This is a genomic window from Sphingobium sp. CECT 9361, from assembly GCF_918741285.1.
In the GTDB taxonomy this organism is placed as follows: Bacteria; Pseudomonadota; Alphaproteobacteria; order Sphingomonadales; family Sphingomonadaceae; genus Sphingobium.
Genome location: NZ_CAKKNC010000009.1, coordinates 103,811 through 128,878 on the forward strand (window position 1 = coordinate 103,811; position 25,068 = coordinate 128,878).

The 25,068-nt window shown below is 62.1% G+C and carries 24 protein-coding genes and 5 pseudogenes; 15 read left to right on the forward strand and 14 right to left on the reverse strand.

The window, feature by feature from the left end; translation table 11 throughout:
- The 7 genes and pseudogenes from LQ220_RS14240 to LQ220_RS14270 form a co-directional block, all read right to left on the reverse strand.
- Entirely contained in the window at positions 1-1,008 is a 1,008-nt protein-coding gene (locus LQ220_RS14240; protein ID WP_066762753.1) for a TraV family lipoprotein, read from the reverse strand.
- Positions 1,005-1,880 carry a DsbC family protein gene (locus tag LQ220_RS14245; protein ID WP_066762744.1) on the reverse strand — a complete coding sequence of 292 codons (876 nt, stop codon included), beginning with the start codon at positions 1,878-1,880 and terminating at the stop codon, positions 1,005-1,007. Before LQ220_RS14245 ends, LQ220_RS14240 begins: the two co-directional genes overlap by 4 nt.
- A pseudogene (locus LQ220_RS14250) lies at positions 1,867-2,763 on the reverse strand (TraB/VirB10 family protein); the annotation flags it as partial. The gene LQ220_RS14245 and the pseudogene LQ220_RS14250, both read right to left, overlap by 14 nt.
- A pseudogene (locus tag LQ220_RS14255) lies at positions 2,762-3,361 on the reverse strand (type-F conjugative transfer system secretin TraK); the annotation flags it as partial. The pseudogenes LQ220_RS14250 and LQ220_RS14255, both read right to left, overlap by 2 nt.
- A complete protein-coding gene (locus LQ220_RS14260) occupies positions 3,358-3,939 on the reverse strand; it encodes a type IV conjugative transfer system protein TraE (RefSeq protein WP_230188892.1) in 582 nt (193 codons plus the stop codon). The pseudogene LQ220_RS14255 and the gene LQ220_RS14260, both read right to left, overlap by 4 nt.
- A gap of 1 nt (position 3,940) precedes the next feature.
- Complete coding sequence (gene traL, locus LQ220_RS14265) at positions 3,941-4,231, reverse strand: type IV conjugative transfer system protein TraL (RefSeq protein WP_066762733.1); 291 nt, start codon at positions 4,229-4,231, stop codon at positions 3,941-3,943.
- A gap of 61 nt (positions 4,232-4,292) precedes the next feature.
- Positions 4,293-4,613: a TrbC/VirB2 family protein gene (locus LQ220_RS14270; RefSeq protein WP_066762730.1), complete on the reverse strand. Its 321-nt coding sequence runs from the start codon at positions 4,611-4,613 to the stop codon at positions 4,293-4,295.
- Positions 4,614-5,144: 531 nt separating this feature from the next.
- Here LQ220_RS14270 and LQ220_RS14275 point away from each other — a divergent pair.
- From LQ220_RS14275 to LQ220_RS14285, 3 genes are all read left to right on the forward strand, one after another.
- A complete protein-coding gene (locus tag LQ220_RS14275; RefSeq protein ID WP_230188893.1) occupies positions 5,145-5,420 on the forward strand; it encodes a hypothetical protein in 276 nt (91 codons plus the stop codon).
- Positions 5,421-5,538: 118 nt separating this feature from the next.
- Positions 5,539-6,045, forward strand: coding sequence for a helix-turn-helix transcriptional regulator (locus tag LQ220_RS14280; protein ID WP_066762725.1), 507 nt, complete (start codon positions 5,539-5,541; stop codon positions 6,043-6,045).
- 733 nt (positions 6,046-6,778) lie between these two features.
- Positions 6,779-7,891 carry a LysR family transcriptional regulator gene (locus LQ220_RS14285; RefSeq protein ID WP_230188894.1) on the forward strand — a complete coding sequence of 371 codons (1,113 nt, stop codon included), beginning with the start codon at positions 6,779-6,781 and terminating at the stop codon, positions 7,889-7,891.
- Positions 7,892-8,141: 250 nt separating this feature from the next.
- On the opposite strand, the gene LQ220_RS14290 is transcribed toward LQ220_RS14285, so the two are convergent.
- Complete coding sequence (locus LQ220_RS14290) at positions 8,142-8,582, reverse strand: hypothetical protein (protein ID WP_230188895.1); 441 nt, start codon at positions 8,580-8,582, stop codon at positions 8,142-8,144.
- A gap of 677 nt (positions 8,583-9,259) precedes the next feature.
- Here LQ220_RS14290 and LQ220_RS14295 point away from each other — a divergent pair.
- From LQ220_RS14295 to LQ220_RS14320, 6 genes and pseudogenes are all read left to right on the forward strand, one after another.
- A complete protein-coding gene (locus tag LQ220_RS14295) occupies positions 9,260-11,152 on the forward strand; it encodes a PAS domain S-box protein (protein WP_230188896.1) in 1,893 nt (630 codons plus the stop codon).
- Positions 11,142-11,765, forward strand: a complete 624-nt coding sequence (locus tag LQ220_RS14300; protein WP_230188897.1) for a response regulator — start codon at positions 11,142-11,144, stop codon at positions 11,763-11,765. The genes LQ220_RS14295 and LQ220_RS14300 overlap by 11 nt, the downstream gene beginning before the upstream one ends.
- A 148-nt stretch (positions 11,766-11,913) precedes the next feature.
- A pseudogene (locus tag LQ220_RS14305) lies at positions 11,914-12,027 on the forward strand (phosphopantetheine-binding protein); the annotation flags it as partial.
- A 230-nt stretch (positions 12,028-12,257) separates the two neighbouring features.
- Positions 12,258-12,650: a response regulator gene (locus LQ220_RS14310; RefSeq protein WP_230188898.1), complete on the forward strand. Its 393-nt coding sequence runs from the start codon at positions 12,258-12,260 to the stop codon at positions 12,648-12,650.
- Between the two features lie 271 nt (positions 12,651-12,921).
- Positions 12,922-14,592 carry a catalase gene (locus LQ220_RS14315; protein WP_290369045.1) on the forward strand — a complete coding sequence of 557 codons (1,671 nt, stop codon included), beginning with the start codon at positions 12,922-12,924 and terminating at the stop codon, positions 14,590-14,592.
- 75 nt (positions 14,593-14,667) lie between these two features.
- Positions 14,668-15,225, forward strand: a complete 558-nt coding sequence (locus LQ220_RS14320) for an ankyrin repeat domain-containing protein (RefSeq protein WP_230188899.1) — start codon at positions 14,668-14,670, stop codon at positions 15,223-15,225.
- Positions 15,226-15,300: 75 nt separating this feature from the next.
- Here LQ220_RS14320 and LQ220_RS14325 read toward each other — a convergent pair whose 3' ends face one another.
- Both LQ220_RS14325 and LQ220_RS14330 read right to left on the reverse strand, forming a co-directional pair.
- Positions 15,301-16,413 (reverse strand): SufD family Fe-S cluster assembly protein, encoded by a 1,113-nt coding sequence (locus tag LQ220_RS14325; protein ID WP_230188900.1) that lies wholly within the window; start codon positions 16,411-16,413, stop codon positions 15,301-15,303.
- Positions 16,410-17,177 (reverse strand): ATP-binding cassette domain-containing protein, encoded by a 768-nt coding sequence (locus LQ220_RS14330; RefSeq protein ID WP_230188901.1) that lies wholly within the window; start codon positions 17,175-17,177, stop codon positions 16,410-16,412. Before LQ220_RS14330 ends, LQ220_RS14325 begins: the two co-directional genes overlap by 4 nt.
- 346 nt (positions 17,178-17,523) lie before the next feature.
- Here LQ220_RS14330 and LQ220_RS14335 point away from each other — a divergent pair, with 346 nt between their 5' ends.
- From LQ220_RS14335 to LQ220_RS14350, 4 genes and pseudogenes are all read left to right on the forward strand, one after another.
- A complete protein-coding gene (locus LQ220_RS14335) occupies positions 17,524-18,051 on the forward strand; it encodes a hypothetical protein (RefSeq protein ID WP_230188902.1) in 528 nt (175 codons plus the stop codon).
- A gap of 172 nt (positions 18,052-18,223) precedes the next feature.
- Positions 18,224-19,045, forward strand: a complete 822-nt coding sequence (locus LQ220_RS14340; protein ID WP_230188903.1) for a universal stress protein — start codon at positions 18,224-18,226, stop codon at positions 19,043-19,045.
- A 232-nt stretch (positions 19,046-19,277) separates the two neighbouring features.
- A pseudogene (locus LQ220_RS25035) lies at positions 19,278-19,409 on the forward strand (N-acetyltransferase); the annotation flags it as partial.
- 49 nt (positions 19,410-19,458) lie between these two features.
- Positions 19,459-19,965 (forward strand): zinc-binding dehydrogenase, encoded by a 507-nt coding sequence (locus LQ220_RS14350; protein ID WP_354957834.1) that lies wholly within the window; start codon positions 19,459-19,461, stop codon positions 19,963-19,965.
- Here the strand turns inward: LQ220_RS14350 and LQ220_RS25040 are convergent.
- Positions 19,922-21,100 (reverse strand): AAA family ATPase, encoded by a 1,179-nt coding sequence (locus LQ220_RS25040; protein WP_354957848.1) that lies wholly within the window; start codon positions 21,098-21,100, stop codon positions 19,922-19,924. The two genes, LQ220_RS14350 and LQ220_RS25040, sit on opposite strands and share 44 nt — an antisense overlap.
- Positions 21,018-21,869 carry a hypothetical protein gene (locus LQ220_RS14360; protein WP_230188906.1) on the reverse strand — a complete coding sequence of 284 codons (852 nt, stop codon included), beginning with the start codon at positions 21,867-21,869 and terminating at the stop codon, positions 21,018-21,020. The genes LQ220_RS25040 and LQ220_RS14360 overlap by 83 nt, the downstream gene beginning before the upstream one ends.
- A gap of 89 nt (positions 21,870-21,958) precedes the next feature.
- On the opposite strand from LQ220_RS14360, the gene LQ220_RS14365 reads away from it, so the two are divergent.
- Positions 21,959-22,519 (forward strand): TetR/AcrR family transcriptional regulator, encoded by a 561-nt coding sequence (locus tag LQ220_RS14365; protein ID WP_025290648.1) that lies wholly within the window; start codon positions 21,959-21,961, stop codon positions 22,517-22,519.
- Positions 22,520-22,605: 86 nt separating this feature from the next.
- Here the strand turns inward: LQ220_RS14365 and phbB are convergent.
- Both phbB and LQ220_RS14375 read right to left on the reverse strand, forming a co-directional pair.
- Positions 22,606-23,299, reverse strand: a pseudogene (gene phbB / locus LQ220_RS14370) (acetoacetyl-CoA reductase).
- 7 nt (positions 23,300-23,306) lie between these two features.
- Complete coding sequence (locus LQ220_RS14375) at positions 23,307-23,558, reverse strand: hypothetical protein (RefSeq protein ID WP_158013867.1); 252 nt, start codon at positions 23,556-23,558, stop codon at positions 23,307-23,309.
- Between the two features lie 164 nt (positions 23,559-23,722).
- On the opposite strand from LQ220_RS14375, the gene LQ220_RS14380 reads away from it, so the two are divergent.
- Entirely contained in the window at positions 23,723-24,892 is a 1,170-nt protein-coding gene (locus tag LQ220_RS14380) for an HAD-IC family P-type ATPase (RefSeq protein WP_230188908.1), read from the forward strand.
- Positions 24,893-25,068: the final 176 nt, after the last annotated feature.

The following is a 25,068-nucleotide window of genomic DNA, read 5'->3' on the forward strand; positions in this document are numbered from 1 at the left end:
TCACTTATCCTCCTGGACGGCAGCGGGGAAGTTCGCGGCCTTCACGGTCGGAGCGATCGCGGCGGGTGCGGCCTGCACTCCCGACCGCGCGGCGGCGGCATCCCGCGCGCCCTTTGCGGCGCCGTTCGCGACGGCCTGATAGCGGGGATCGGCCTTCACACGCGCGGCCGCTTCCGTTCCGGCAACACTCGCAGCCGGCGGCGCTACCTGCGCCTTGGCTTCGGGACTGCCGCCCGTCGATGCCCCTGAGGGGGGTGGGAGCACCGACGAGGCGGCAGTCGGCGGTGAGTGGCTCAAAGCCGCCGCCGGTCCCGAGCCGGATGCCGCTTGCGCCCTGGGGGCAAGACGCGTCCTGACATCCGCTTTGATTGCTCTGATCGGATCTGGCGCCGCATCGGGCTTGCGTGCCCGCGCGGCAGCAACGGCAGCCGGATCCGGGGCATTCGGATCAGCGACGGCGAGACCCTCCAGCGGTGGATCGGCCCGGTCGACCGCGTCGGCCAGCGATTCCGGCAGAGCCGACGCGGCGGCCGCCGTGCGGCGCGGCGGCAAGGATGCCTGCATCAGCGCCTGCTGCTGCCACTCGCCGCGGGCGACGACCGCATGGACCGCGCTCGCTTCGTGGAGCCGTCCCCGCTCGTCAATGTAAGGCTGAAAGACGATCCGCAGCACTTTCTCCTGTGTGCGGCCCGCGTCAGCCACAGCGAGGCGAGCTGGCTGGATAGCCTCCGCACGGTTTGACCGGCCGCGCATGGGTTGCCGCTGATTGCCTGTGGGCAAGGTATCGGCCTCCGAAGCGTCGGCGGAGATGAGCGCCAGGGCGCGATCGTCAATCGTCGCACTCGGCGCGCAGATTCCATCCGGTGCGGCGCAAGAGAAGCTGCCGCGCACATTGCCGCCGAGGCTGGCGCAACCGCTCAGCGCGAGCAGGCTGGTGAGGCCAAACGTGCCGGCAAGCCAGAGCCGCTGGCGCGCGCCAACACGCGCCGTGGAGGACCGCCGCGTCACGACTGCCCTCCCTTGAGCCAATTTTCGAGGAATGCGCGCGGGCGATAACCTTCGATCACCGCGCCGTCACCACGGACGATGACGGGCGTACCGCTCAGACCATGGCGGTGGGCGAATGCCTCGTTCGCATCGAGCCCGGAGGTGTCGCAGGATGCGCCGCCCTTTACCTCCTCGCCCGCATAGGCCGCGTGAAGGGCGGCTTCGCGGTTCCTGGCGCAATAGACGCGATCCGCCACGTCGCGGCTCCCCAGAACCGAGATCGGCCGTTCGACCACGCGCAGGTTCATATCCTTCAGCACGCTCGTCAGCGCCCGGCAGTAGCCGCAGCGGAAGTCGGTGAAGACCGTGACCGTCTGGCCCGACGGATTGCCCCAGACGATGGCACCATCGCGCGGCAGTTCCGCCAGCGAGAGCTTTTGCGGCGTCGCAGGGCGGGCAAGCTTCTCGGCGCGCCCGGGCGTCGCTGCTGCGAGCTGGGCGCTTTCGTCGTCGCCTCCCGCATTGGCCGCGGCATTTGCCTTGGCGGCAGCCCCAACCAGCATGTCAGGGTTCATTTCGAGCAGCCGGGCGGCGGTGATGTCCTGCCGGGTCTGCATGTCATAAACACGCCCGATGACGAGGAAGCGCGCCCCGGTGTCCACGTAGAACAGGTTGGCGCCGGCGGTGACCTCGCAGAGACCACTGATCTTCCCGCAATCGATCGCGGTGACCGGCGTCTTGGGCAACCGCGTCTTCAGCAGCAGCCGGACCCGATCTTCCGGGCTGTTGGTGTCGGCCGCAAGCGCGATACCGGCAACGCTGAGCCCAAGAAGCGTGGTGAGGACCAGGCGCGACGGACGCGCCAGCGTGCGGATGCGGTCAATTGCGGACATAAACACCCTCCAGGAAAACGATTTCGACGTCGATGCCGGTCGGCATCTCGATCACCGGCTGGTACTGCTCGGCGCGCTCGATCAGATATTTGGAGACCATGTCGCCGGTCTGGGCGACGCCTTCGCCAAAGCCGCCTTCCAGGATGTCACCGGTCGAGAGCTTCTGGCGCTGGCCGTTGGTGGTGATGTTGGTGCCCTGGAAGACCGAGTTGGCGTTGGCGGAGAAGCCGCGACCGAACCCGCCGGCCAGACCTGCCAGGAAGGCCTGCGTGACGAGCGATCCTTCGCGCGAGACCACCCGGCCGCGCACGCCCGTCTTGCCGCCGAAGGCGATGAAGCCCTTGACCTCGGACACGGCATAGCGGCCCCCGGGCTGCGGGCATGTCATCTTCTGGAGCTTGACGTAGACCTTCTCGCTCGAGAGATCGCCGCGCGCTGCGCCGTTGATGAGGCAGCCCTCGATCTTCGTCGTGAGCAGGCGGCCATTCTGGTAGACCGAGCGCGCCGGGCCCGTGACGCGCAGCACCACCGGCAAGGGATCGCTCTGGCTATTGACCCCGGCGCTGGCATCGACGCCGACGATGACCTTCGCGCGCGCGAAACTGTTGGGCGGCAGATAGTTGACGCTGTCGGTATAGACCGTGTTGCCCTTGGCGACCCGCGAAGCGTTTCCGCTGTCGGCCGTGGTGAAATTGACGAGCTTCACCTCGGCGGGCGAGGCAACCGGAGCGGCCCCCTGTGCGGCGCCCTGTCCGTCGGGACGCTGATAGGCCTGCGGTCCATTGGGGCCATACATCGCTGAGGGTCCGGGCGTCGGCGCCTGCGCCGTGCGCCGGTCCGCAACTTGCCGACGCAGCTGCTCGTTCTCGGCCTGATAGGCTGAGGGTCCCGACATAGACCGGGCGAAGGGTGCGCTGGCGCATCTCATATCCGTCCGCGACGGCGTTCGAATACATCGCCTGGACAAGCTCGACCGCAGCATCCTGGGGGCCAAGCTGGTTCGTGGGACCGTTCTCCGCGGACCGCTCGTTGGCGATCGCCGGGTTCGACACGAACACCTGGGCGGCCTGGTCGCCGCTGATGCGGCAGACGAACTTGTAGACATAGCCGCGCTTGCTTGTCGCGAAGAAGGAGAGCGCGGGACGCCCGAAACCATCGGGCACCGACAAATAGATATCGCCGCGCACCGGCTCGTTGACGACCGAGAAGTCGTCCTGCGGATTGCCGGTCGAGATTTTCGACACCGACGCGAATTCGTCTTCGACAAGGCTGATGCGTGTTAGGTCCTTGGCCGAGGCGGTGCAATCGACCTGGGCGCTGTCGCTCGCCATGATCGTCTGGTCGGCAAAGGCCGGCTCGGCGATGAGAAAGAGTGCGACGGCAACGAGGCTTGCGCCAATGAAGCGGCTCGCATGGCAATAGACGCGTGTGAGGAAGGCAGTGCCGAGGGCGGCACTCCCGATGGCATAGACCGGCATCATTGGTCGCTCCCCTGTTGGTCCTTGGCGGCGCCGGTCTTCACCATTCCGAAGCCGACCAGCTTCAGCGACAGGCCGGAATATTCCCAGTCGTAGCGGAAGGTCCGGTTCTCGCTGGAGATGACCTTGTTGCCGACGATTGTGTGTAGCTCGCCGGTCACCTCCGAACGGAGGTTCTTGGTATCGATCTCCATCTTTTGGATGGTGAAGAACTGAGAGATCGACGAGCCGCGCTGCTCATTGACGATCTTGAGCAGGTCGGCTTTGATCTTGCCCTGCGTTCGCGGGCTCGCAATATCCAGCACCGCATTCATCCAGTATTCGAGATTTTGCGGGCTACGATCGAGCGTCAGCACGACCGTGTCGCGGGTGATCATCTCGAGATATTCGCGGCTGACACCCGCGGAGCTGATCGTCAGAGGAGAGCGCAACACCGGCTGCAGCACAACCTCCCGCTCACGCGACAGGCTGACGGTGAAGAGCAGCAGGGTGAGCGCGCCCAGAGCGGCTGCGGCAACGGCCAGGATGTTGCGCTGGCGCAGGATCCGCTGGCTGTTCGTATGGCTGTAGGAAAGTTCCATATCACCCCGCCATCAGTCGGAGATATGAGGGTGGCGTGGCCTTGAGACCGGTGAAGCCGGCCGGCAGATACCAATAGGCCAGGTGAAGCAGCCAGGACGTCGCCCGACCTGCCTTAGCTTTTCTGAGACCCCACCAGCCTGCACCCGAAAGAAGCATGCCAATGACGATGTGCTGAGACAGGATCCCCCAGACGAATGGAATGACCATCGCCAGGAACTCATCCAGCGTCCACAGCCCGATCAGCTCGGGATCGTCCAGATGAGTTGGAATGACGTACTTGTCTGCTGCCATTGCACCACCCCCTCCTTGTGCCCGGGCGGAGCTGCTACTTCGCGCCAGGCCTCGGATCGGTTCAGATCGTCGCGGTCACGGTCGAGGTGACGATCGGAATGCCGGTGCCGGCGCCCACGCCGACACCGACGGGAATCGCGATCTGGCCCATCGAAAACCGGCCCGACGCAAGCGCGACGATGCCGCCGGCAAGGCTGAGCACGGTGATGATCTTGCCGCCCGACCCTTCGAGGAAGTCGGTGAACTTGGTGAGCGCGGTGTTGAACGTCGTGTCGGCGCCGGCGAACGCGGGCCCCGCGAAGAAGAGACAAGCGAACAGGAGTGCGGCGAGGGCGAGGATCGCCAGCTCCGCGTGTCCGCTCTTTTTGAGGACAGACTGCATGTGGATTTCCTTCGGTTGGAGACGCGACGGAACCGCGCCCAAGCAAAGGGTGACCAGTCGGCTCTTGGCCGAGCAACGGGACTGCGAGCCGGCCGTTCGCGAATCGTAATTTTTTGTGTGCTTAGTTTCGGCGCGACCAACTTGGCGGGGCGCAGCGCTGCGGCTGCAGGGCGCGCTGCCCCATTTATGGGGCACCTCGTCCTCGCCTCGGGGCAACCTGCCCCAAATTGCGAAAGCCGTTAAACAGCTATAGATTCGCGGCGCGGGACTCGCGAGGTGTTAATCGATATCCTTTCGTAAACCTTCCGCAGCGCCCGACGATTACCGGGCTCCTTTCGATATGAGGCTGAGCAGGACGTGGGCAGAACCGGCGCTGAGTCCCCTGATTGTACGCTCGACATCTCCGAGCACCTTTTTTGCCTGACCACGGAAAGTCTTCGGCTTAGGTCGAACGAGACAAAGTCGTACCAAACCCTCGAATCCCTCCTGGAAGCCCGGAATGGAAGTCTTGAGCGAATCAGGGACCGCGACATGACCACGTTGAAAGAGCATCTGGTCGCAATTCCCACACAAGGAGACATCCGTATCGAACTGCATATTTCTCAGACGAGCGCCGACTGCCTGGGTGAGGTCAAAGACCTTCTCAGCAAGGAGATGGACACCGATCTCACCGTCGGCGATGCCCTTTCCGTCTTGCTCTTCGACTACATGTCGGAACTGAAGGCTGCGTGGGTTTTGGAGCGACTGGACCTCGAACGGCTGATACCTGCCAGGATCGCCATCCCGCCGAGTAGCCCGCGTCACTAGAAGAGTTATACCGCCTTTCAGTGATTTGGATGTTGCTCACTTTGGCCCCAACCGAGCTTGCAAATGAAGATTCCGTCATGTTCTCTTCATCTTCCAGAAAGGTGTGGAGGGCATCTGCATGCCGGAAGCCTCGGATTCGCAGTCGATCGGCACGGTTGATCCAGACTATATTCGTCTGATCCGCGACCTGATGGCCGCGCATGATACGCCGCATCGTTCGCTCGCTGAAAAGACCGGCATCAGCAAGTCCCGGCTCGGACGCATTCTTCATCAAAGCCCGCATAAGCGTCTGTCCATGACAGTCGATGAGCTTGAAGCAATCCTCCACGCGCTGGGAACGAATATCCTCAAAGCTTTCCTGCGCACCGAAGCGTTGCGCGACCTCGATCCTTCGGATCACGCGCGCTACGAGAGCGTGATCAATCTCGTTGGCGATATCGTGAAAGACCTCGGGCAGGAGTTGGTGAAGACGCTCGAAAATATGAACGGCATCGACGGTACCGAGCCACAACCTCATTGGGTCGGCATTCTCCGCAACGGTTGGATCGAGGATATCGCCAAAGCCGTCGCCTTTGTCATGGGACGCCGCACCGTGATCACCCAGCGCGATGAACTCTGGCGCTGAGCCAGCGCGCGAAGCGTGGGGGTCAGCGTACCGGGCGCAAAGATCAGCCAGATGTAGATCGCGTGGGGGCGCTCATCGGCTCGGCAGACCATCGTCAGGTCCGGCCGCATACCGCTGAATTGCTGATTTACGAGCGCCCAAGCCCCCCGCCGATTGAGCGGGAGATAGGCAAGGAACGCCGGTCGATCCGCTCGTTCGCCATGCTCCCCCACGAGATGAAAAATATCCGGGTTATGCGCGATAGCCGCCGCGGCAACATCGTCGGGGACCAGCCCTCGCAGATGTCTCCTCGCAACCGCCAAAGCAGCGAGCGCGTTTTCCGAGCTCGCCGGCCGTGTCACCGATACACGCTTCCCGCCACTGGCGCAGAGCCGCTGGACGCGCTCGGAAAATGCCATTGTGTGAAAGCCATCGATTGCCGCGGCCTGTATGTTCGCTTGGTACATGGATCACCCTTCGTGCCTGGAAGGGTGATCCATGTACTGGCATCGACCGGCCTTGAGGCGAGGCCATCTTTCACCAGGGCGGGCGCGCTTTTGACACACCCATGCCGTTGGCAGCCCCATCTCATCGGGCTGATGCAAGCTTGTTCATCAAGACTCAGCAATTTCCGCCCGCGATTCGAACCGTTCAAAATCACCCAGATTGACCGAGTTTATTGTTGATTCTGAAAGACCACATGGGCTCTCTTGGAACGAATTCTGCCCTAAGCCGGACTAGAGGAGAAAGCGGTTTGCCTACGTCTAAGAAAGCGCGAAATGGCACAAAGATACCAGGCCCGTCCGCCAAAGTTATCAAGCGCCGTCCCGAGACACGTTCTTATGCCGGCAAGAAGTCCTTTCACGAAAAACTCAAGCTGGTCGACTGGACAGACTTAGAGCTGTTTCTCGATGTGCTCGAGGCAGGCAGCCTGCGGGCTGGCGCGTCAAAGACCCGCCACGCCGTCGGAACAATCCGCCGGCGGCTGCAACGGATCGAGGATAAGCTCGGAGAGGTCATTGCCCAGCGCGGTCCCTCCGGACTGCGATTGTCATCGGTGGGCGAGCAACTTCTCCTCACCGCACGAGAGATGCGGCGAACCCGGCAGAGCGCTGAGGCAGTGCAGCCTCCCGCCGGTCAACGGGAGCGAATCCGTATCGCCGTCACCGAGGGCCTGGGAACCTACTGGCTCATGCCTCGGCTCGTGGAGTTCCAGCGGGCCAATCCCGGTCTCGATGTCGACCTTCACTGCGATATGAGCCGCAGCGACGTCGCCGGCGGCGAATGCGATCTCGCCGTGCAACTCGAGGCACCTGCAGAAGGCACGGCTATCGTCCACCACATCGGCTGCTTGCATCTCATGCTCTTTGCTGCGGAGAGTTATCTAACCGCAGCGGGCACGCCGACATCGATCGACGAATGGCCGAACCACAAGCTCGTTTGGCAGGAAGCAGATCAGGTCGCGTCCAACCTCCTGCCCTTCATCCTGGGACGCTCGGAGGCACCTGGACTGATAGGCATAAGAACCAACAGCAGCTCCGCTCATTTTCGGGCGATCGCGACAGGCGGAGGCATCGGCATTCTTCCCACCTACGCCCGTGCGATCAGCAGACGGGTGCGCCCACTGGACCTGGACGTGCGGTTGCGCCGAGAAATACTCTGCGTAGTCAATCCCGCCAGATTCTCCTCTCCAGCGGTGCAATTGGCAATGACATGGCTGAATAGCTGCTTTGCCGGCGATATATATCCCTGGTTTCGCGACGAATTCGTGCATCCGCAGGATTTCGAACAGGCCATCTCATCACGTCACGTCATCGGCCTATTCGAGGGTTTCATCGACAATATGTCCGCCGACGGCCCCGATTGAATTCTCTAATCGTTCCGATCTTGAGCGTCGCGCCAGTACGTGGCGCTGATGAAGACTTGGAAATCTTGTTGTCATAGCGCAGCCTGTATACTGTGATCCTGCGGTGCTAGCGTGGTTTGGCCAATCTTACCCATAGGTGAGCGATTGTCACCGGGCGCTGCAACGCTGCGGTGCGAACTATCCAAATTGATTGCCAGATATGGCGGGTGCATCCGTCCCAGCCCTGCTGTCCTCGCGGATCGTCAGCATTTCATTTCGCCTTCAGGCGCCGAACATTGGATGTGACCCTGTTGCGGATCGGCACCATTGTATCTCTCGGAAACGTGGCAAGCTCGGCGAGAGCACCGAGGTTTCGTTCCGCCATCCGCATATAGTCGGACGGCCAGAGAATGCCGCCACCGGTAATCTTTCCCAGATCGCGCGCATTGCCCACTGCTGCCATCTGCACCTTTCGCGCCGCAGATGAGAACGAGCGATGCAACCGGCCGTGAGCCTCGGCCCTCTCGGTTACCATGCGAGTGAGTTCTGTCGTGTTGGTAGTCCGGGCACCGTTCATCGCGTCCGATATCATCGGCAAGCGAGCGGCGAGAACGGACGGTACATCAGCCAAGATTTCGAACATTGCGATCTGGGTCTGCACTATCGTCCACGGCCAGACCCAGATCGCAGCCGTATCCTCAAAGCTTTGCATTGGCTAGGCTCCACATTGTTGCACCGCAACAACGCTTGGCCGGACGAACCGCCCCCGAGGCGTGTCTTGGTGCCCAAGCCTGTTGAATGCCTTCGAGAAAGGCGTACCAACTGGCATTGTTGTTGCCAATAGACGGCGGCTGAGATCGGGTGGGTCATGGCCTACCAGACCGTCCCGACGCAATCGTCGGCGATGCGACCGCCTGCCATCAAGCCTCTGAAGCTCCTTTGACGGGGGAGTCCGCGCACTGTTTTTGGCGCGCTTGGAGCGATTGCGGACAGCCACAAGGCTTGAAGAGTAGCCCAAGAGGGGGGCGGCTCAGCCGTCGAAGCATCGGTCCAGCTTTGCACCAACCAGCAACGGCCTGACCAAGCATGTCCTGCCATTGCCTTCGTCTGATATGGCGTGACCTTTCAGACCGATCGCGCCAAGCCTGATCGTCACCGCATCTCGCAACTATCGTGGAATGTGCGTAGCTGCCAATCGGCGCAGTACGTGCGGTTCGGGGTCCGAACGCGCGGCGATGTCGCAGTTGGCGCTCCTAACTTCAACGTCTTAGATGATCCCATGCCGTTACTTCTGCGGACGGGTCGGGAAATATTCTCAAAGAGTTGCGGTGAGCTGCCTGTGAGAACACTCTGCGGCATGTCCCCTTGTCGCCTGGCGAATCGAAATCGATGACAACAACGCATCTGGCCCCGTTGCAGCGCGCGAGCCCCTTCGGTTCGCTGGCCTTCGCCCTGCTCTTCGTCCTGATCGCCACGGTGACCGCGCTGGCGCTGGAACCTCTTTTGGCCGACCGTCCGACATGGCTACTGCTCACGGTTGCTGTTCTTGCATCGGCATGGACACGCGGCGTGATCGCAGCGATCTTCGCCACCTTCGTTTCGGCTATCCTCGGTTTCATTCTCGTCGAGACGCCGTTTCGCGACATGGACCATCTCGTCCATGCCGCAGGCTTCGCTACGGTTTCGCTCGGGATCGTGCTGCTCACGGTTCGCCTTTCGCATTGGCGCGAAGCCGCGCATGTGCATGAAATCGACGCCGGTGAGAAATCGCGCAGAGCACATGAGGCCGCGGAAGAATTGGCCCTTCTGATCGACGGCGCAACGAGCCTGGCCATCTACATGCTCGATGAAGAAGGCCGGGTCGCGATCTGGAACAAGGGCGCAGAGCGGATCAAGGGCTGGAAGGAGGAGGAAATACTGGGGCACAGCGCCGCCGCCTTCTATCCTCCTGAGGAGGTCGCGAGCGGTAAGCCTGAGGCGGATCTCGCTTATGCCCGTAAGCATGGCCGGTTCCAGGAGAAGTCGTGGCGGCTGCGCAAGGATGGATCCGAGTTCCTCGCCGACGTCACGATCACTCCGCTCCATGACGAGAATGGACGGCTGCGCGGATATGGCAAGGTTGTACGCGACATCACCGACGAGAAGGCAGCCGAGCGCGCGATAGAGAAGCGCGAGGCCCAACTCAACTCGATCCTCGCGACCGTGCCCGACGCCATGGTGGTAATCGATGCCGAGGGAACGATGCTCTCGTTCAGCTACGCGGCGCAGAAAATGTTCGGATATGAAGAGGCCGAGGTAATCGGCAAAAATGTTGCGATGCTGATGCCCACTCCCGATCGCGAAGCGCATGATGGCTATATCGCGCGGTATTTGCAGACCAGAAGAGCCCATATCATCGGTAGTACGCGTCGCGTCATGGGCTGCCGCAAGGATGGCACGCTCGTGCCGCACGAGTTGGCGATCGGCGAAGCGACCGGTGGCGGCGAACGGGTCTTCACCGGTTTCATGCGGGATCTGACCGAGCGGGAGGCGACTGCGGCGCACCTGAAGGACCTGCAAGCCGAACTTATCCATGTCTCGCGGGTGAGCGCGATGGGGGCGATGGCGTCGACCCTGGCGCATGAGCTCAACCAGCCGATCACGGCGGTCGTCAACTATGTCCAGATCGCGCATGCCCTCCTTGAGGATCCCGATCCGGAGACGATAGCAGAAGTGCGTGAAGCTATGGCGGATGCTGCGTCCGAGTCGCTTCGCGCCGGGCAGATCGTTCGACGGTTGCGCGATTTTGTGGCGCGCGGTGAAGTCCAGAAGCAGGTCGAGGATCTCCCGCAACTGATCGAGGAAGCCTGCTCCTTAGGACTGGTGGGTCTCAGCCAAAACGGTATTCGAACTCGGCTCATACTCGATCCGGCGGCCACGCCCGTGCTGGCAGATCGCGTGCAGATCGAGCAGGTCCTGGTCAATCTCATCCGCAACGCTGCAGAAGCTATGGCGGAGAGCCCCGTCCGCGAACTCACCATTGCCACCGCGCTCGAGGGGGCTGCGATGGTGCGCGTCACAATCGCCGACACCGGCCCCGGGCTTGCCGAAGAGGTGGCTTCCCAACTGTTTCAGGCGTTTCTCAGCACGAAAACCGAAGGCATGGGTCTGGGGCTGTCGATCTGCCGCACCATCATTGAGGCCCATGGCGGCAAAATCTGGGTGGACACGCCAGTCGAAGGCGGAACGCGCTTTCATTTCACATTGATGCATATCGTTTCGGAGGACCGTGATGACGGATAGGCGCACCGTTCATATTGTCGACGATGAGGCCGCTATCCGCCGTTCGTCAGGCTTTCTCCTCAAGAAATCAGGCTATCACGTGGAAACCTGGGCCTCGGGTGTCGATTTCCTGAAGGAGGTGCGGCACGCAACCGCGGGATGCATCTTGCTCGACGTCCGGATGCCCGTGATGGACGGCCTGGAAGTCCAGCAGGAACTTATCAATCAGGGCGTAACGATGCCGATCGTGCTGCTCACAGGACATGCGGACGTGGGTATTGCCGTGCGCGCGATGAAGGCCGGCGCGGTCGATTTCGTCGAAAAACCCTTCGAAATGGCGGTTCTTCTCGGGGCTATCGAGACAGCCTTCGCCCGCCTTGAGGACAAGGAGCGCTATGCCGCCTCGGCGCAAGAGGCCGCGCTTGTGGTCGCGAGTCTCACGCCGCGCGAACGCGATGTGCTCGAAGGCCTTGCCCGAGGCCTGCCCAACAAGACGATAGCCTATGAGCTCGATATCTCAGCCCGTACGGTCGAGGTCCACCGCGCCAATCTCATGGCCAAGCTGGGCGTGCATTCCTTTCCGGATGCCCTTCGGATCGCTTTTGCGGCGGGCATGGGCGTCGACCGGGAATAGGGCCTCTTTCTCCCCTCGATCGCTGCCACTGCTAACGTGATGATCGCGTATGCGCTCTTGACCCGATGATACACATAGTAAAGCGACCGGATACGCTGCACCTTTCGGCTGATGTCGAACCTAATTCGATATCAGCCTTAAATATCAGATGCAGGATCTGGGCGGTGACAGTCTCGATGTCGTTGAACTCGTGATGGCGCTCGAGGACGAACCTGAAATCGCCATTGCGGATGAGGATATCGAGCATGTCGCCACGGTCAGGATGCCATCAACTGCCTGGAGCGAGCCAAGAAATCGGACTGATCGCTGCCTTTTCGAGTTGACGGGCTGCCTCAGAGGGCACCCGATGACCGCTTCCGGCTACCGAGAGTGATGTTTCCCCCCTCTGGGCGGTCGCTTCCTCGCTTGCCGGGTGGGATCATTACGTAGGGACGAGGCCTTACAGCGGACACATAGTGGCAACGGAGCCGCATTTTGCCGGTAGGATGGACGATGCCCGAGCAAACCAATTCCACTGAACCGGAGCGACCGCGTGTCCTCCTTGTTGAAGACGATAATACGTCGCGCCGGTCGACCCAGTTGATACTTCAGGCCTGTGGCTATGACGTGCGTGCATTTTCCAGCGGCACGCTCGCGCTGGCCGATCCCTCCGCGATCCAGGCCGCATGCCTCGTGACCAAATATCGCATGGCAGGAATGAGCGGATTGGACCTGCTGCTTACTCTTCGCGCCATTGGATGGCGAAGTCCTGCTATCCTGATCACCACGCATCGCGGGGACTATATCGCGAACAGCGAGGAAACACTGTTCGATGAGATAATGGAGCAGCCCCTGCTGGATCGCCGGCTGTGCGCGTGCGTCGATCGCGCTATCAAGCGCCAGTAAGATCGCATTCACACATTTCCATGTCGTTCTGAAACCCGCGTCGCAGGTCCGTGGTCTCGTTCCTTCGCCCATCACGACTGCGATAATACCGAGCTACGCGACGAGGTCGACCTTCTCCCAAGCCAGGGGGACGACGACATCAGGGAAATACTTCGGCAATCATCGAAAGAACTGATCACTGAAAGAAAGTTAAGTCATTTTCCAACTTTGTGAAGGATCGGCGACAAGGGGCCAACCGCCGGGAACAGTCCGGAGAGCAGAGGAGGACCCCATGACATCCTGTTCCACAGTCACGACCACCGCCGTGCGCGGTCTGACGCTCACCGCCGTCAGCCTCGGAGCGCTCCTGAGCGCTCAGGCCAACGGCCAGAACAACACCCAGGTTTCGTCGCGAATGTCGACGGCCAGCCTGCCGGCGGATGCGGGGGAGACAATGGCAATTCCGGTCGAAGCGGCTCCGGCAGTTGCACCCAATATGACCCGCGACAACGGCGCACCGATCGGCGCAAACCGCAACAGCAAGGCTGCTGGCGATCTGGGTCCTGTTCTGCTTGAGGATACGACGCTGATCGAGAAGCTCGCGCGCTTCGATCGCGAGCGCGTGCCCGAGCGCGTCGTTCACGCGCGCGGCACCGGCGCGCATGGTGTGTTCCGCGCCACCGCCGATATCAGCGACCTCACCAAGGCTTCGCTTTTCCAGTCGGGCAAGGAAACGCCAGTCTTTGTGCGCTTCTCCAGCGTCATCCATCCCTCGGGTAGCCCCGAAGGCCTGCGCGATCCGCGCGGCTTCGCTACCAAATTCTACACCGATCAGGGCAATTGGGATCTGGTGGGCAACAACCTCCCGATCTTCTTCATCCGCGATGCGATGCAGTTCCCGGACATGGTGCACAGCCTCAAGCCCTCGCCGATCACGAACAAGCAGGACCCGAACCGCTTCTTCGATTTCTTCTCGGCGACGCCTGAAGCGACCAACATGCTGACGCATCTTTTCTCCAATCTCGGAACGCCATCCTCCTATCGGACGATGGACGGCAACGGCGTCCATGCCTTCAAGCTGGTGAACAAGGACGGCAAGACGGTATTCGCCAAGTTCCGCTGGGTGAGCCGGCAGGGGGTTAAGAACCTTACCGCAAAGGAGGCTGGCGCCGCGCAGTTCAACTTCATGACCGACGATCTTTATCGCGAGGTTGGCAAGGGCAACTTCCCGGTCTGGGATCTCATGATCCAGACGATGACTCCCGAGCAGTTCGCCGCGGTCGACTATAATCCGTTCGACGACACCAAGGAGTGGCTGGACGTTCCCTTCCGCAAGATCGGCGAGATGACGCTCAACCGCATGCCGGCCAACTTCTTCGAGTTCACCGAGCAGTCCGCGTTCGCGCCGGCCAACATGGTGCCCGGCATCGAAGCCTCGCCGGACCGGATGCTGCAGGGCCGTCTCTTCAGCTATTCCGATACACAGCGCTATCGTGTCGGCGCCAACGTCATGCAGCTTCCTGTCAATAAGCCGCTGGCGCCGGTGGTGAACAATTATCAGGATGGCGTGCTCGACCAGTCGGGCTCGACGTCCAATGTGAACTACTTCCCGGCCTCAGCGGAGAAGCAGGTCTCGCCGGAGTTTGCCCAGTCGCCCTATGCAGTGAACGCGACGGTCGATGCCCGCCCGATCGAGAAGAGCAACAATTTTGCGCAGGCCGGCGTCTTCTATCGCTCGCTCTCGGCGAAGGACAAGGCCGACCTCATCGCCAACCTCTCGGGCGACCTCGGCAAGGTGACTTCGATGCGCACGCGCACGATGATGGTCAGCTATTTCTACCAGGCGGACCGGGACTATGGCACGCGGCTCGCAAGGGCGGTGAATGTGCCCGTCGCCGAAGTGACCAAGGCCGTTGCGGAATATGAGGCTGCCTATCCGCAGCAGCGTCTGGCTGTTCGCTGAGAGATCGGCGCTCAACCGGCAATGGCGTTCTCCCCCCACGCCATTGCCGGGTAACCCTGAACAAGAGGATTTTCCATGCTTTCGCTTCTACTCGCCGCGGCGATGGCCAGCACTGCTGCGCCCGCCACGGATGCCCTGCCCTCGCCCGAGCGCCGGCAGGAACTGCTGTTCGAGGCTGTCCGGATCGGGCGCGTCGACATGATCGAGCCGCTGGTCAAGGCGGGCGCCGACATCGATGGTTACGATGCGCGTGGATTCACGCCATTGATCCTGGCGGCCTACAATGGCCAGTTGGGGACTGTCGAAGCCCTGCTCAAGGCGGGAGCGGATGCCTGCAAGCCTGACGGCACCCAGGGCAACAGCGCGCAGATGGGTGTCGCGTTCAAGGGCTTTGACGCGATCGCCGCTCGTCTGCTCAAGGCGGGTTGCGACGTCAATGCCCGTAACAATGCCGGACAGACCGCACTCATGATGGCGTCGCTGTTCGGTCGGACGGCGCAGGTGGATATGCTCATCAAAGCGGGGGCTGACGCATCGCTGTCCGATGATGCCGGGCGGACAGCCGCTTCGGTCGCGCATGCGCAGGGTAATGAGCCTATGCTTCGTCAGTTGCATAATCCCGGTACCCGATAGGCGAAAGCCCTCAACTGCCAGCGTGCGGGTGTGACGCATGTTCCCGGCGATTGACGCCCCGAAGATCCGGAGGATTTACATCGCCCCGGATCTGGCGGCGGCGATCGCTCGGATGACCTCCTCGCGAACCGCCTCTGGAATCTTCTGTTCGTCGAGATTGAGAAAGCCCTGGATGATAAGGTCGCGCGCCTCGTCTTCGCTCATCCCGCTCGCCATCAGATAGGATAGCTTTTCCTGATCGATCATGCCGATCGAAGCCTCGTGGGAAAGCTGGGCCTGCGCGTTCAATGCGCGCAGCGCCGGCACCGAGAAGATTTCGCCTTCATCGGTCAGCTTGAGCCCATTGCAGCCGAGGAACCCGCTCGTCCCGCTCGCGTCACCGATCAGCGTTGACCGGTTGGAAATGACGCCGCCGGCGGTCACCATACGGGTGATGCTCTCGGAGCGGGAACCCTGCCCCTTCAGCCAGGTTTCGCTGTCCATGATCCGGGTCGTACCGACAGGCGCATAGATGACCGACTGGTCATTGGCGGTAGCGCCTTCCTCCAGATAGCTGCGGCTCTGCGAGACGTGGTGCTTGACGGGCGCAAGCTGAATGACGCTGTCGGTCGCATGGGCGTTTTTCTCGAGGCGCGAACGAGCGTAGCTGTGGACTTCCATGTTCGCGGCCCAATGCTCGATCGAGACCGAACGGCATATTGCGCCTTCGCGCAGATAGCTTTCGGAGAGCGATACATGATGCCCGGCATGGACCGAGCGCGGCACCGCCGAGCCGGAGATCATCTCCACCTCCGCACCCTTCTCGATCACGGTGATATTGTGATGAAACTGCCGGCCCTGCGGCGCCGCCAGCAGCGTGAAGAGCTGGATGGGCAGGCGCACCTTGGCACCTTCGAGGACGCGCACGAAATGGCCGACCGGCGCATGCCTGCTCTCGGCGACCTCGGCGATGCGTTCATCCTCATCAGGATCGATAAGGCCGAACATCAGGTCCTGGACCCAGTCGTAACGCCTGAGCGCCTCGGCCAGCGGCAGGATTTCGACGGCATTGTCCGTCAGGCCGATATGCCGGACTGCCTGATCGACAAGGACGCAGGTGCCTGCACGCTCGTTCTCCTCTTCATAGCCGACCTCGGCAAGCAGCGCCTTCTCCTCGACGGTGATGTCTTCGCGAAGCGATGTGGTCATGATGCTATCCTTTCATCCGAAGCCGCCGCAGCGGGCTCAGAGGCCCAGGGCGGGAGCGTGTATCCGTGAGACTTTATGTGTGCGAAGAGACGGTTTGGGTCGCCGGAACAGATGATTTCGCCATTCACCAGCATATGACCCATGCCCGCCTGGACATGATCGAGGATGAAGCCGGTATGCGTGATGATGAGCGCCGAACGGCGCTGGTCGCCGGTACCATCGCGTCCCAGCAGGCGCTCCATCGCGGCGCCCACCGCGGCGATATGCTCGAGATCGACGCCGCTTTCGGGTTCGTCGAAGAGACAAATCTGCGGGCGCTGGAGGAAGAGCTTGAGAATTTCCCAGCGTTTGATCTCGCCGCCGGAAAAACCGACATTGATGTCCCGGCGTACAAAGTCGGCAAGATCGAGCACGGCGGCCGCGTCGGCTAGTCCGGCATCCGCCCTCAGCGCCCGGGCGAGCGCTGTGATGGTCACGCCGTCCAGCTCCGGGGGCCGCTGGAACGCCATGCCGAGGCCAAGCCTTGCCCGCGCGTCTACCGGAAGATTGTCGATCCGCTCGCCGCCGAGCCGGACTTCCCCGCGGGTTACATGATAGGGTGGAAGACCCATGATCGCGGACAGGAGCGAGGATTTACCGGAACCGTTGGGCCCGAAGAGGATGTGTGTTTCTCCGGCGCCGATGGTGAGATTGAGGCGGCGCAATAGGACGCGCGGCCCAACGGCAATTTCGACATCGGCAAGAACCAGCGGTTTTGCAGGCATAAGCGACTCCTGTTTCGCCTGATGCTGGCGCGTGGGCTCCCACGACGACATTGGGGAATGTGCTTAGATCGCTTTGCTAGGCGGATGCGCTAGTCTGCACGCCATGGCCGGAGTGATGCTGCCGATATGGCCATGCGAACTTGCACGCGGCCACCACCACGCAGGCAGATAATTGCGATTCGTTCGCAATTATGAGACATTGATCCACTACCAATGAGGATCGACCGAAGGAGAACGACATGTGCGCACGGCGCGATCCATCCGTCATGACCAACCGTCAGGTCATCGCAACCAGGCTTGCCGATCTGAGCGCCATTTCGGATCGAAAGATGGCGAGGCCCCTGTCATGAACCAAAGCGTCACCCCCTCCCTCATCAGGCTGCCGGAGGTTCACGGCCTCGTCACCGCGGCCGCTCGCTGCTGGCGCGTCGCGCGTGATCAGCACGCTGCAGTCCAGCGGCGCCTCTACAGGCTGCTCGCGGAGCGGGACTACGGAATGCTTGCGCCGGTCTTCCACGGCTTGCTGACCCTCTACGAAGTTACCTTGAACAGACCCTTGATCGTTGGCGGATCGGTCCTGTCTCAGGATGAGCAAGCGCTGCTGGACATGATCGATGGCTCCGGCGGCCGCGAGGCACCGACACGGTGCAGCGAGGGCATGGCCGAGGCGTTCTCGGGCGCGGTGCAATCGGCGCGGATCATGTTGGTGAAGGTGCTTGCCGACCGGATTGGCCCCTATCCTCCATTCGCCACGCCGCTCTCCAACGCGGATTTCAACGGAGGCGAGGGCCTGTTCCCCTGGACGGGACGAGCGCAAACACGCGTGACCGGCATGACCAGCGTTCGGCGGCCTGATCCGTTCGCGGTTATCTAGGATGAGCGCATCGGCGGGGTGCTGCGACGGCTCCATTGAGAAGCCAACGTCAGCACTTCTCCGTCTTTCTGCATCGCTCGCGCCACTGGGCTGTAGAGTTACGTAGATTCCACGAATGCCAACGCCTGCTAAATGATCGACCTTCCCGTCAGCTTAGACGTGCGAGGGCGACATGACCGTGAAGGACATATTGGCGATCGTCGATACGGGCGATGAAGACGAGCAGTTCCTCAAGGACGCACGTGAGTTCTCGCGCTTCCATGAGGCGCATCTTAGCGTTGCAATTCTTTCGGCTGTCCCGACACCGGATTATGCCCTCGCCTACACCCAGCCCTTTTTTCTTCTGTCGGACTATGTCGAGGCGGCCGAGGAAAAGCAGGCGAAAGTCGCAAAGATTGGCGAGCGCGACGGCTTCGAGGTTCGGATTCTGAGCGACGATCCTGGCGCCTTGCTGGAGAAAGCCCCGGTACAGGCTCGTTATGCCGATCTGATCCTCTTCGGTCCCGTGGATGCCTATGCCAACAAGCATCTGCGGCGCCGGCTCTTCGAGAATATCGCCCTCTCCTCGGGTCGACCTGTGATCGTCCTGCCCGCGCAGTGGAAGCCCCGCCCCTTCGCGCATCTCGCCATCGGATGGAATGCGACGCGCGAAGCGGCCCGCGCGCTGGGCGATGCGCTGACACTCGCGCAGCCGGGCGCCAGGATCGATGTGCTCGTGGTCGATGCCAAAGCCAGCACGAAGGGGCACGGCTCCGAGCCCGGCGCCGACATCGCGCGCAATCTCAGTCGGCACGGTTTCAACGTGACGGTTCATGCGCTGTCTTCGGAAGGCGAGAACCAGTCCGCCGTCCTGGTTGATTTTGCGAGGCGAAATCGCGCCGATTTGTTGGTCATCGGCGCCTCCGCCCATTCCCGGCTGCGCGAACTGTTCCTGGGCGGTGTCACCCACGACCTGCTCGACGGCGCCCCCCTGCCGGTTCTTCTGGGGCATTGATCGCTACAATCACCCAATAGCGCGCCGCAGTTTTCGGAGCCTCGTCATGTCTTCTCAATCTCCAGCGCAATCGAGCCTCACCACCCGCACGGGGCTGAACCTGCGCATTCGCCGCGCTATTGCTGCCGATGAAGCCGCGCTCGAGACCTTCTTCGAGCAGGTGACGCTTGAGGATTTGCGTTTTCGCTTCCTCTCAGCGGTTCAGCATGTGGGACATGATCAGATCGCCGCCATGCTGCGGACCGATCAGCAGGCTGAGACCGTCCTGGCTTTCGCGGGGGATGGGGCGCTCGTCGGTGTAGCGACGCTCGCCGCGGATGCGCGACGTGAGACCGCGGAAGTGGCGGTTTCGGTGCATCGCGACTGGAAGGCGCAAGGCGTTGGCTGGAGCCTGTTGCGGCACGCGGCGCAAATTGCGCGCGCCTCATATCATCGCCCAGGTCGCCGTCTGGCAGGGGCGCGAGGTTTATGCCTTCACCCGCGAAGAGGACACGCAAGCCCAGGCCTTCGCACGATCGCTCGGCTGCTGCTGGGCCGGCGCGTCGACCGAGCAGCCGCCTGTGCAACTCGACGCCGTTCTCATCTTCGCGCCAGTCGGTGCGCTTGTTCCCGCCGCCCTGAAGCTGGTGCGCAAGGGTGGCCGGGTCGTCTGCGCCGGCATCCATATGAGCGACATCCCAAGCTTCGCCTATGCGGATCTCTGGGAAGAACGGCAGATCCTCTCCGTCGCCAATCTGACGCGCGAGGACGGCACATCCTTCTTCGAGGTGGCAGCGCAATCGGGGCTGCGCACAGTTACCGAAACTTTCCCGCTGGAAGAGGCGAATGTCGCGCTGGATCGCTTGCGAAGCGGCGCGCGGACGGGTGCTGCGGTGCTTATCCCGCCGCGGGGAGACATAGCGACCGATGCCCATGGCTGATCCGTCCGATCTGACCGAATGGCTGGCATCTGGAGAAGCTTTCCGAGTGTCCGGGCCTGTCCGCCGCATCGACACCCATGCGGCGAGCATTTTCCTGAATGGCGAGACAGCCTGGAAGATCAAGCGCCCCGTTGATCTGGGCTATCTCGACTTCTCCACGCCCGACAAGCGCCGGATGGCTCTCGAAGCCGAACTCAAGCTCAATCGGCGAACCGCGCCGGCTCTCTACAAAGCGGTGCATCCGATCACACGGGATGAGGACGGTTCGTTCGCCATCGATGGTGACGGCGAAGCGGCGGACTGGATCCTCGAAATGCGTCGCTTCCCGGACGGAGCGCTCTGGAGCGAACTGGCGGACCGGAACGCTCTCGATGAGGTGGCGCTGCAAAAGCTGGCCGACGCGCTCGTTGGCTTCCATGCGAAGGCGCAGATCGCGTGGCCGGGCGACGGCGCGGCCCGTATCGGCAAGATCATCGCCGGCAATGCCGAGGCGATGGCGCTCTATCCCGACATCCTCGAGCCCAAGGCCGTCGCGGAACTTACCGGGCGGCTTGAGGCGCATGTCGATCAGAACAGTGGCTTGCTCGATGCACGCGGGAAGGCCGGCCGCATCCGGCATGTCCATGGCGATCTCCATCTTGCCAATATCGCGACGATCGACGGTGTGCCGACGCCGTTCGACTGCCTCGAATTCGATCCCGAGTTGGCGACGACCGACGTCCTCTATGATCTCGCCTTCCTGTTGATGGATCTGCCCTGTTGCAAGGGCCGCCCAGGCAAGGCCATCCAGCGCCATGTAAGTCGCGCGACTGGCTTCGGCGGTATAGCCGGACGCCGGCAGGGGCGTCTCGGCGAAGACCCCGGCCAGGCGCTTGCGCAGGACATCGCTGCGCAGGATGCGAGCTCCTGGCGACCTGCCGACGGCATCCCCGAGCGTTCGCGCCAATGTCGATTTGCCCGTACCTGACAGACCGCCGATCGCGATCAGCCGCGGCGCTTCGTCGGCAACGAGCTGTCCCGCTACCGCAAGATAATGGGCTGCCGCTTTGGCATCACCGCCGTCGCCGCCGTGTTTTGCCCGCGCCGCCGACACATGAGCGCGGATGCATGCACGCACGCTCATGAACAGCGGCATGAGACCGACAGCGCCTTCGTCCTCGGGCGAATGATCCAGATAGCGATTGAACATCATATTGGCTTCGCGACGAAGGCCCTGCTGCCACATGGCGTGATCGCCGACGCGGTGTTCGGGATGACGCAAGAGCGCGACGCAATCGAAGAGGTCGCGGGCCGCGTACCCACATGCTCGTTGGCAGGAAGGTGTTGATCGTAGCGATCAGGATGACGATCGCGAGGCCCATGCTGGTGCCGGTCCGGCTGTTGTCCCTGCGGCCCCGCTTCATCCACAACACGCCAGGAGCGGCAGCAATGAGCATGTTGGTGAACAGAAACCATTGCAGGATGCTGCCCTGTCCCATGAACCCGATCAGGATATTGATGAGGCAATAGAAGGCCGCGAGTTGCAGGCCCACGCTCAGCAGTGCGTTCCCGAGCGTAACCGGGCGGGAAAAGACCTCCCCGAAAACCTCCTGCCGCTCAACCGTGATGACCATGTATATGTTGATGATCTCGAATATGTTCCAGACCAGCAGCGCGATCGCCGTGGCGGTGAAGAACCAGTGCCATTCATGGCTGGCCGCAGCCATGAACATGATGATCGCCCAGCTGCTGTCATGCGCCAGATAGAAGGTATGCATCCAGATCGGATAGGGCGCCTTCTTCTCCCGGAAGATGAGCGCGAAGCTGTAGATATATTCGAGATAGCCGAACAGGAAGGTCACCGCCGTGATCGCAAGCAGCGGCGTGTTGTCGAGCCGGAACGCGGCCATGAGTTGATCATACATCGAAGCGACTCCGCGCTATCGGCCTAACTTGACGATCGGCAAGTATTTAGGAACTTACCGATCGTCAAGTTTTCGTGCATGGGGTGACGATGAGTCAAACCGATCCAGCCCTTCAATCGCTCAAACGGACGCGAGGCGGGCGCGAGCGCTTGCTTCAAGCGGCGACCGACCTTTTCCGAACCCATCGCTTCGCGGGTACGTCGCTGCAGATGATCGCGGACAGGCTCGGTGTGTCGAAGGCGGCCATCTACCATCATTTCAAATCCCGCGACGACATCATCGAGGCGTTGATGGAACCGGTGGTGGTGGATGCCGAAACTGCGATTGCACGGATTAGCGATCTGCCCCGCGAAGAACACTTTCGCTCCGCCCTGGACTTCTATGCTGCCTTCACGGTCAAGCATCGTGACATCATCAGCACTGTCTTCTTTGATCGCCCGGCACTCGGCTCCGTCCTGTCCGGGAAAGTCGATCTCCTTGTCGACCAACTCGCCGTGCTTCTCGCCTACGACAATACACGGGCAGAAGAGGCCCGCGCGAAGATGATGATTTACGGAATTGCCGCCGTCGTCGCTGAACCCCGGCAATACGCCCTCGATGACGATGATCTGCTCAACCTGGTGACATGCCTTGCGAACGCATCGCAATGAGCTTGGCGGGACACCAGCCGGCTTCACCGTGAACGTCAAGGCGGGCAGGTACAAGCCCCTGCACCGACGCGGTCGCGCCTTCACCATCAGATAATGGCCTGGCCACCATTGACCGACAGCGTCGATCCCGTGATGAACCCCGCCTCTTCGGCAACGAGGAAGGCAACGCAGCGTCCAATATCCGTAGGCTGCGCGAGGCGCCCGACCGGGATGCGCGCCACGATCGTCTCCATGATCTCGGGCGGTACGGCCGCGACCATTTCGGTGTCGGTATAGCCCGGCGCGACCGCGTTCACCGTCACGCCATCGCGCGCCACCTCGAGCGCCAGGGCCTGGTGAAGCCAAGCATGCCGGCTTTGGCGGCAGCATAGTTGGTCTGCCCGAACTGACCCGTCTGGCCGTTGATCGAAGCGATATTGACGATGCGTCCCCATCGCCGCGCCTTCATGCCGCCTACAACGGCCTGCGCCATGTTGAAGCAGCTGTCGAGATCAACACCGAGCACCCCGTTTCCAGGCCTCTTCGCTCATCTTGAGCAAGCTGGAACCGCGGGTGATGCCCGCATTGTTGACCAGGATATCAATGGTACCGATCGCAGCTTCAACCTGCGCGACGCCTGCCGCGCAGGCCGCATGGTCGGACACGTCCCAGCGGAAAGTCGGCCGCGCGCGCTTCGTTGCCGCTATATGTCGCAGCGACACGAGCGCCTGCAGCCTGAAGCGCGGTGCAGATGGCCGCGCCGATGCCGGTCGTACCGCCGGTTACAAGTGCCGTTCGCATGACATTCTCAGCATGTTTCTTTCATGGGGGACTTCGCACCGCCGGAACTGAAGAGGGACAAAGTCGGGCGGGCAGACAGCGCCATCGGTGCCTTGATCGGAGCCAGCGCTCGATTGCCACGGATTTCCGCCAGACGGCGCTGATAGGCTTTCACCAATTGGGCATGGCAAAGGCGTGCTTCAGGGCAACCGGCCTGTTCAAGCCGACGTCGATGAAACAGCACGCGTTTCAGATAATAGCTGTGGTCATTGTCCAGCACGGTCCTCGCCCTTTCCCAGGCAAGCCTGCGACACGGCCTGCTGGTTCGCATTACGCATATTCCCGTAAGCGCCCCCGGGTCGGCCCTAGTATGATCCCGTATATTCCCGAGCCACGCCGACCCTGATCTTTCCGGGAAGTTGCACGGATGAGCGGGGTAGACGCGTGAAGCTGGAAAAGATCGAAGCCTGGCACGCGTTGGCGGCTGACTCGGTGCTCGACCGGCTGGAAGCCGATATCGCGGGCCTCAGCCAGCATGAAGCCGAAGAACGGCTGGCCCGTCACGGGCCGAATGCACTGCCGAGCACCGCGGCGACGCACCCTCTCCTACGCTTTCTCGCCCAGTTCAACAGCGCGCTCATCTATTTCCTGCTCGCAGCGGCTTTCGCGGCAGCGTTGCTGGGCCACCTCGTCGACGCGCTGGTCACAGGCGTCGTCGTCCTGGTCAACGCAATCGTCGGCTTCGCCCAGGAGGGCAAGGCAGAGCGAGCGCTGGGCGCGATCCGCGACATGATCGCCCCGCACGCGACCGTCCTGCGCGACGGCGCGCGCCGGACAGTCTCGGTCCCGGACCTCGTGCCCGGCGACATCGTCATGCTCGAAGCCGGCGATCGTGTTCCAGCCGACCTGCGCCTGCTCCGCGCGCGCGGCTTATTGATCGACGAAGCGCCACTCACGGGCGAATCCGTGCCGGTCGAGAAACAGGAAGAGCCCGTCGAGGACGCGGCCGGCATCGCGGACCAGCGCAGCATGGCGTTCTCCGGCACTCTGGTCGCCTCCGGCCAGGCGAGCGGCGTCGTCGCGGCCACCGGCACGCAAACGCAGATCGGCCGGATCAGCGGCTTGCTGCAGGCCGTCGAGACCGTGACCACCCCTCTGCTCCGGCAGATCAATCGCTTCGCACGCCGCTTCACCTGGCTGGTGATGGCCGGCTCGGTGCTGCTGTTCGCGTTCGCCGTGATTGCGCGCGAGTTTCACTGGATCGATGCCCTAATCGCCGTCGTGGCCCTTGCCGTCGGTATCATCCCCGAAGGCCTGCCAGCGGTCATCACCATCACGCTTGCCATCGGCGTGCAGCGGATGGCATCGCGCAACGCCGTCATCCGGCGCCTGCCGGCTGTAGAGACGCTGGGCGCAACCTCGGTGATCTGTTCGGACAAGACAGGCACGCTAACGCGCAACGAGATGATGGTCCGGCGCCTGCTTATCGAGCGCGCCACAATCCTCGTCGGCGGATCGGGCTACCCACGCTCCATCCCGCGGCTTTCAACGACCGCGCGATGGCAGCGCCGATGCCGCGGGTTCCACCCGTTACGAGAGCAATATGCGTCATGATTCTCCGGTTCCTTCTTGAGGTTACGCAGCGACAGTCGATCGCAGCGCCCTTTCGGAAAATGCGTAAGTATACTTAGTGGTTTTGTTATTGCGCCGGAGCAGGCCACGATCAGGTGCAGTCTTTCCCTTACGGATCGAAAGCCGCTATCAAGGCATATGGCAGTAAGGAAACCATC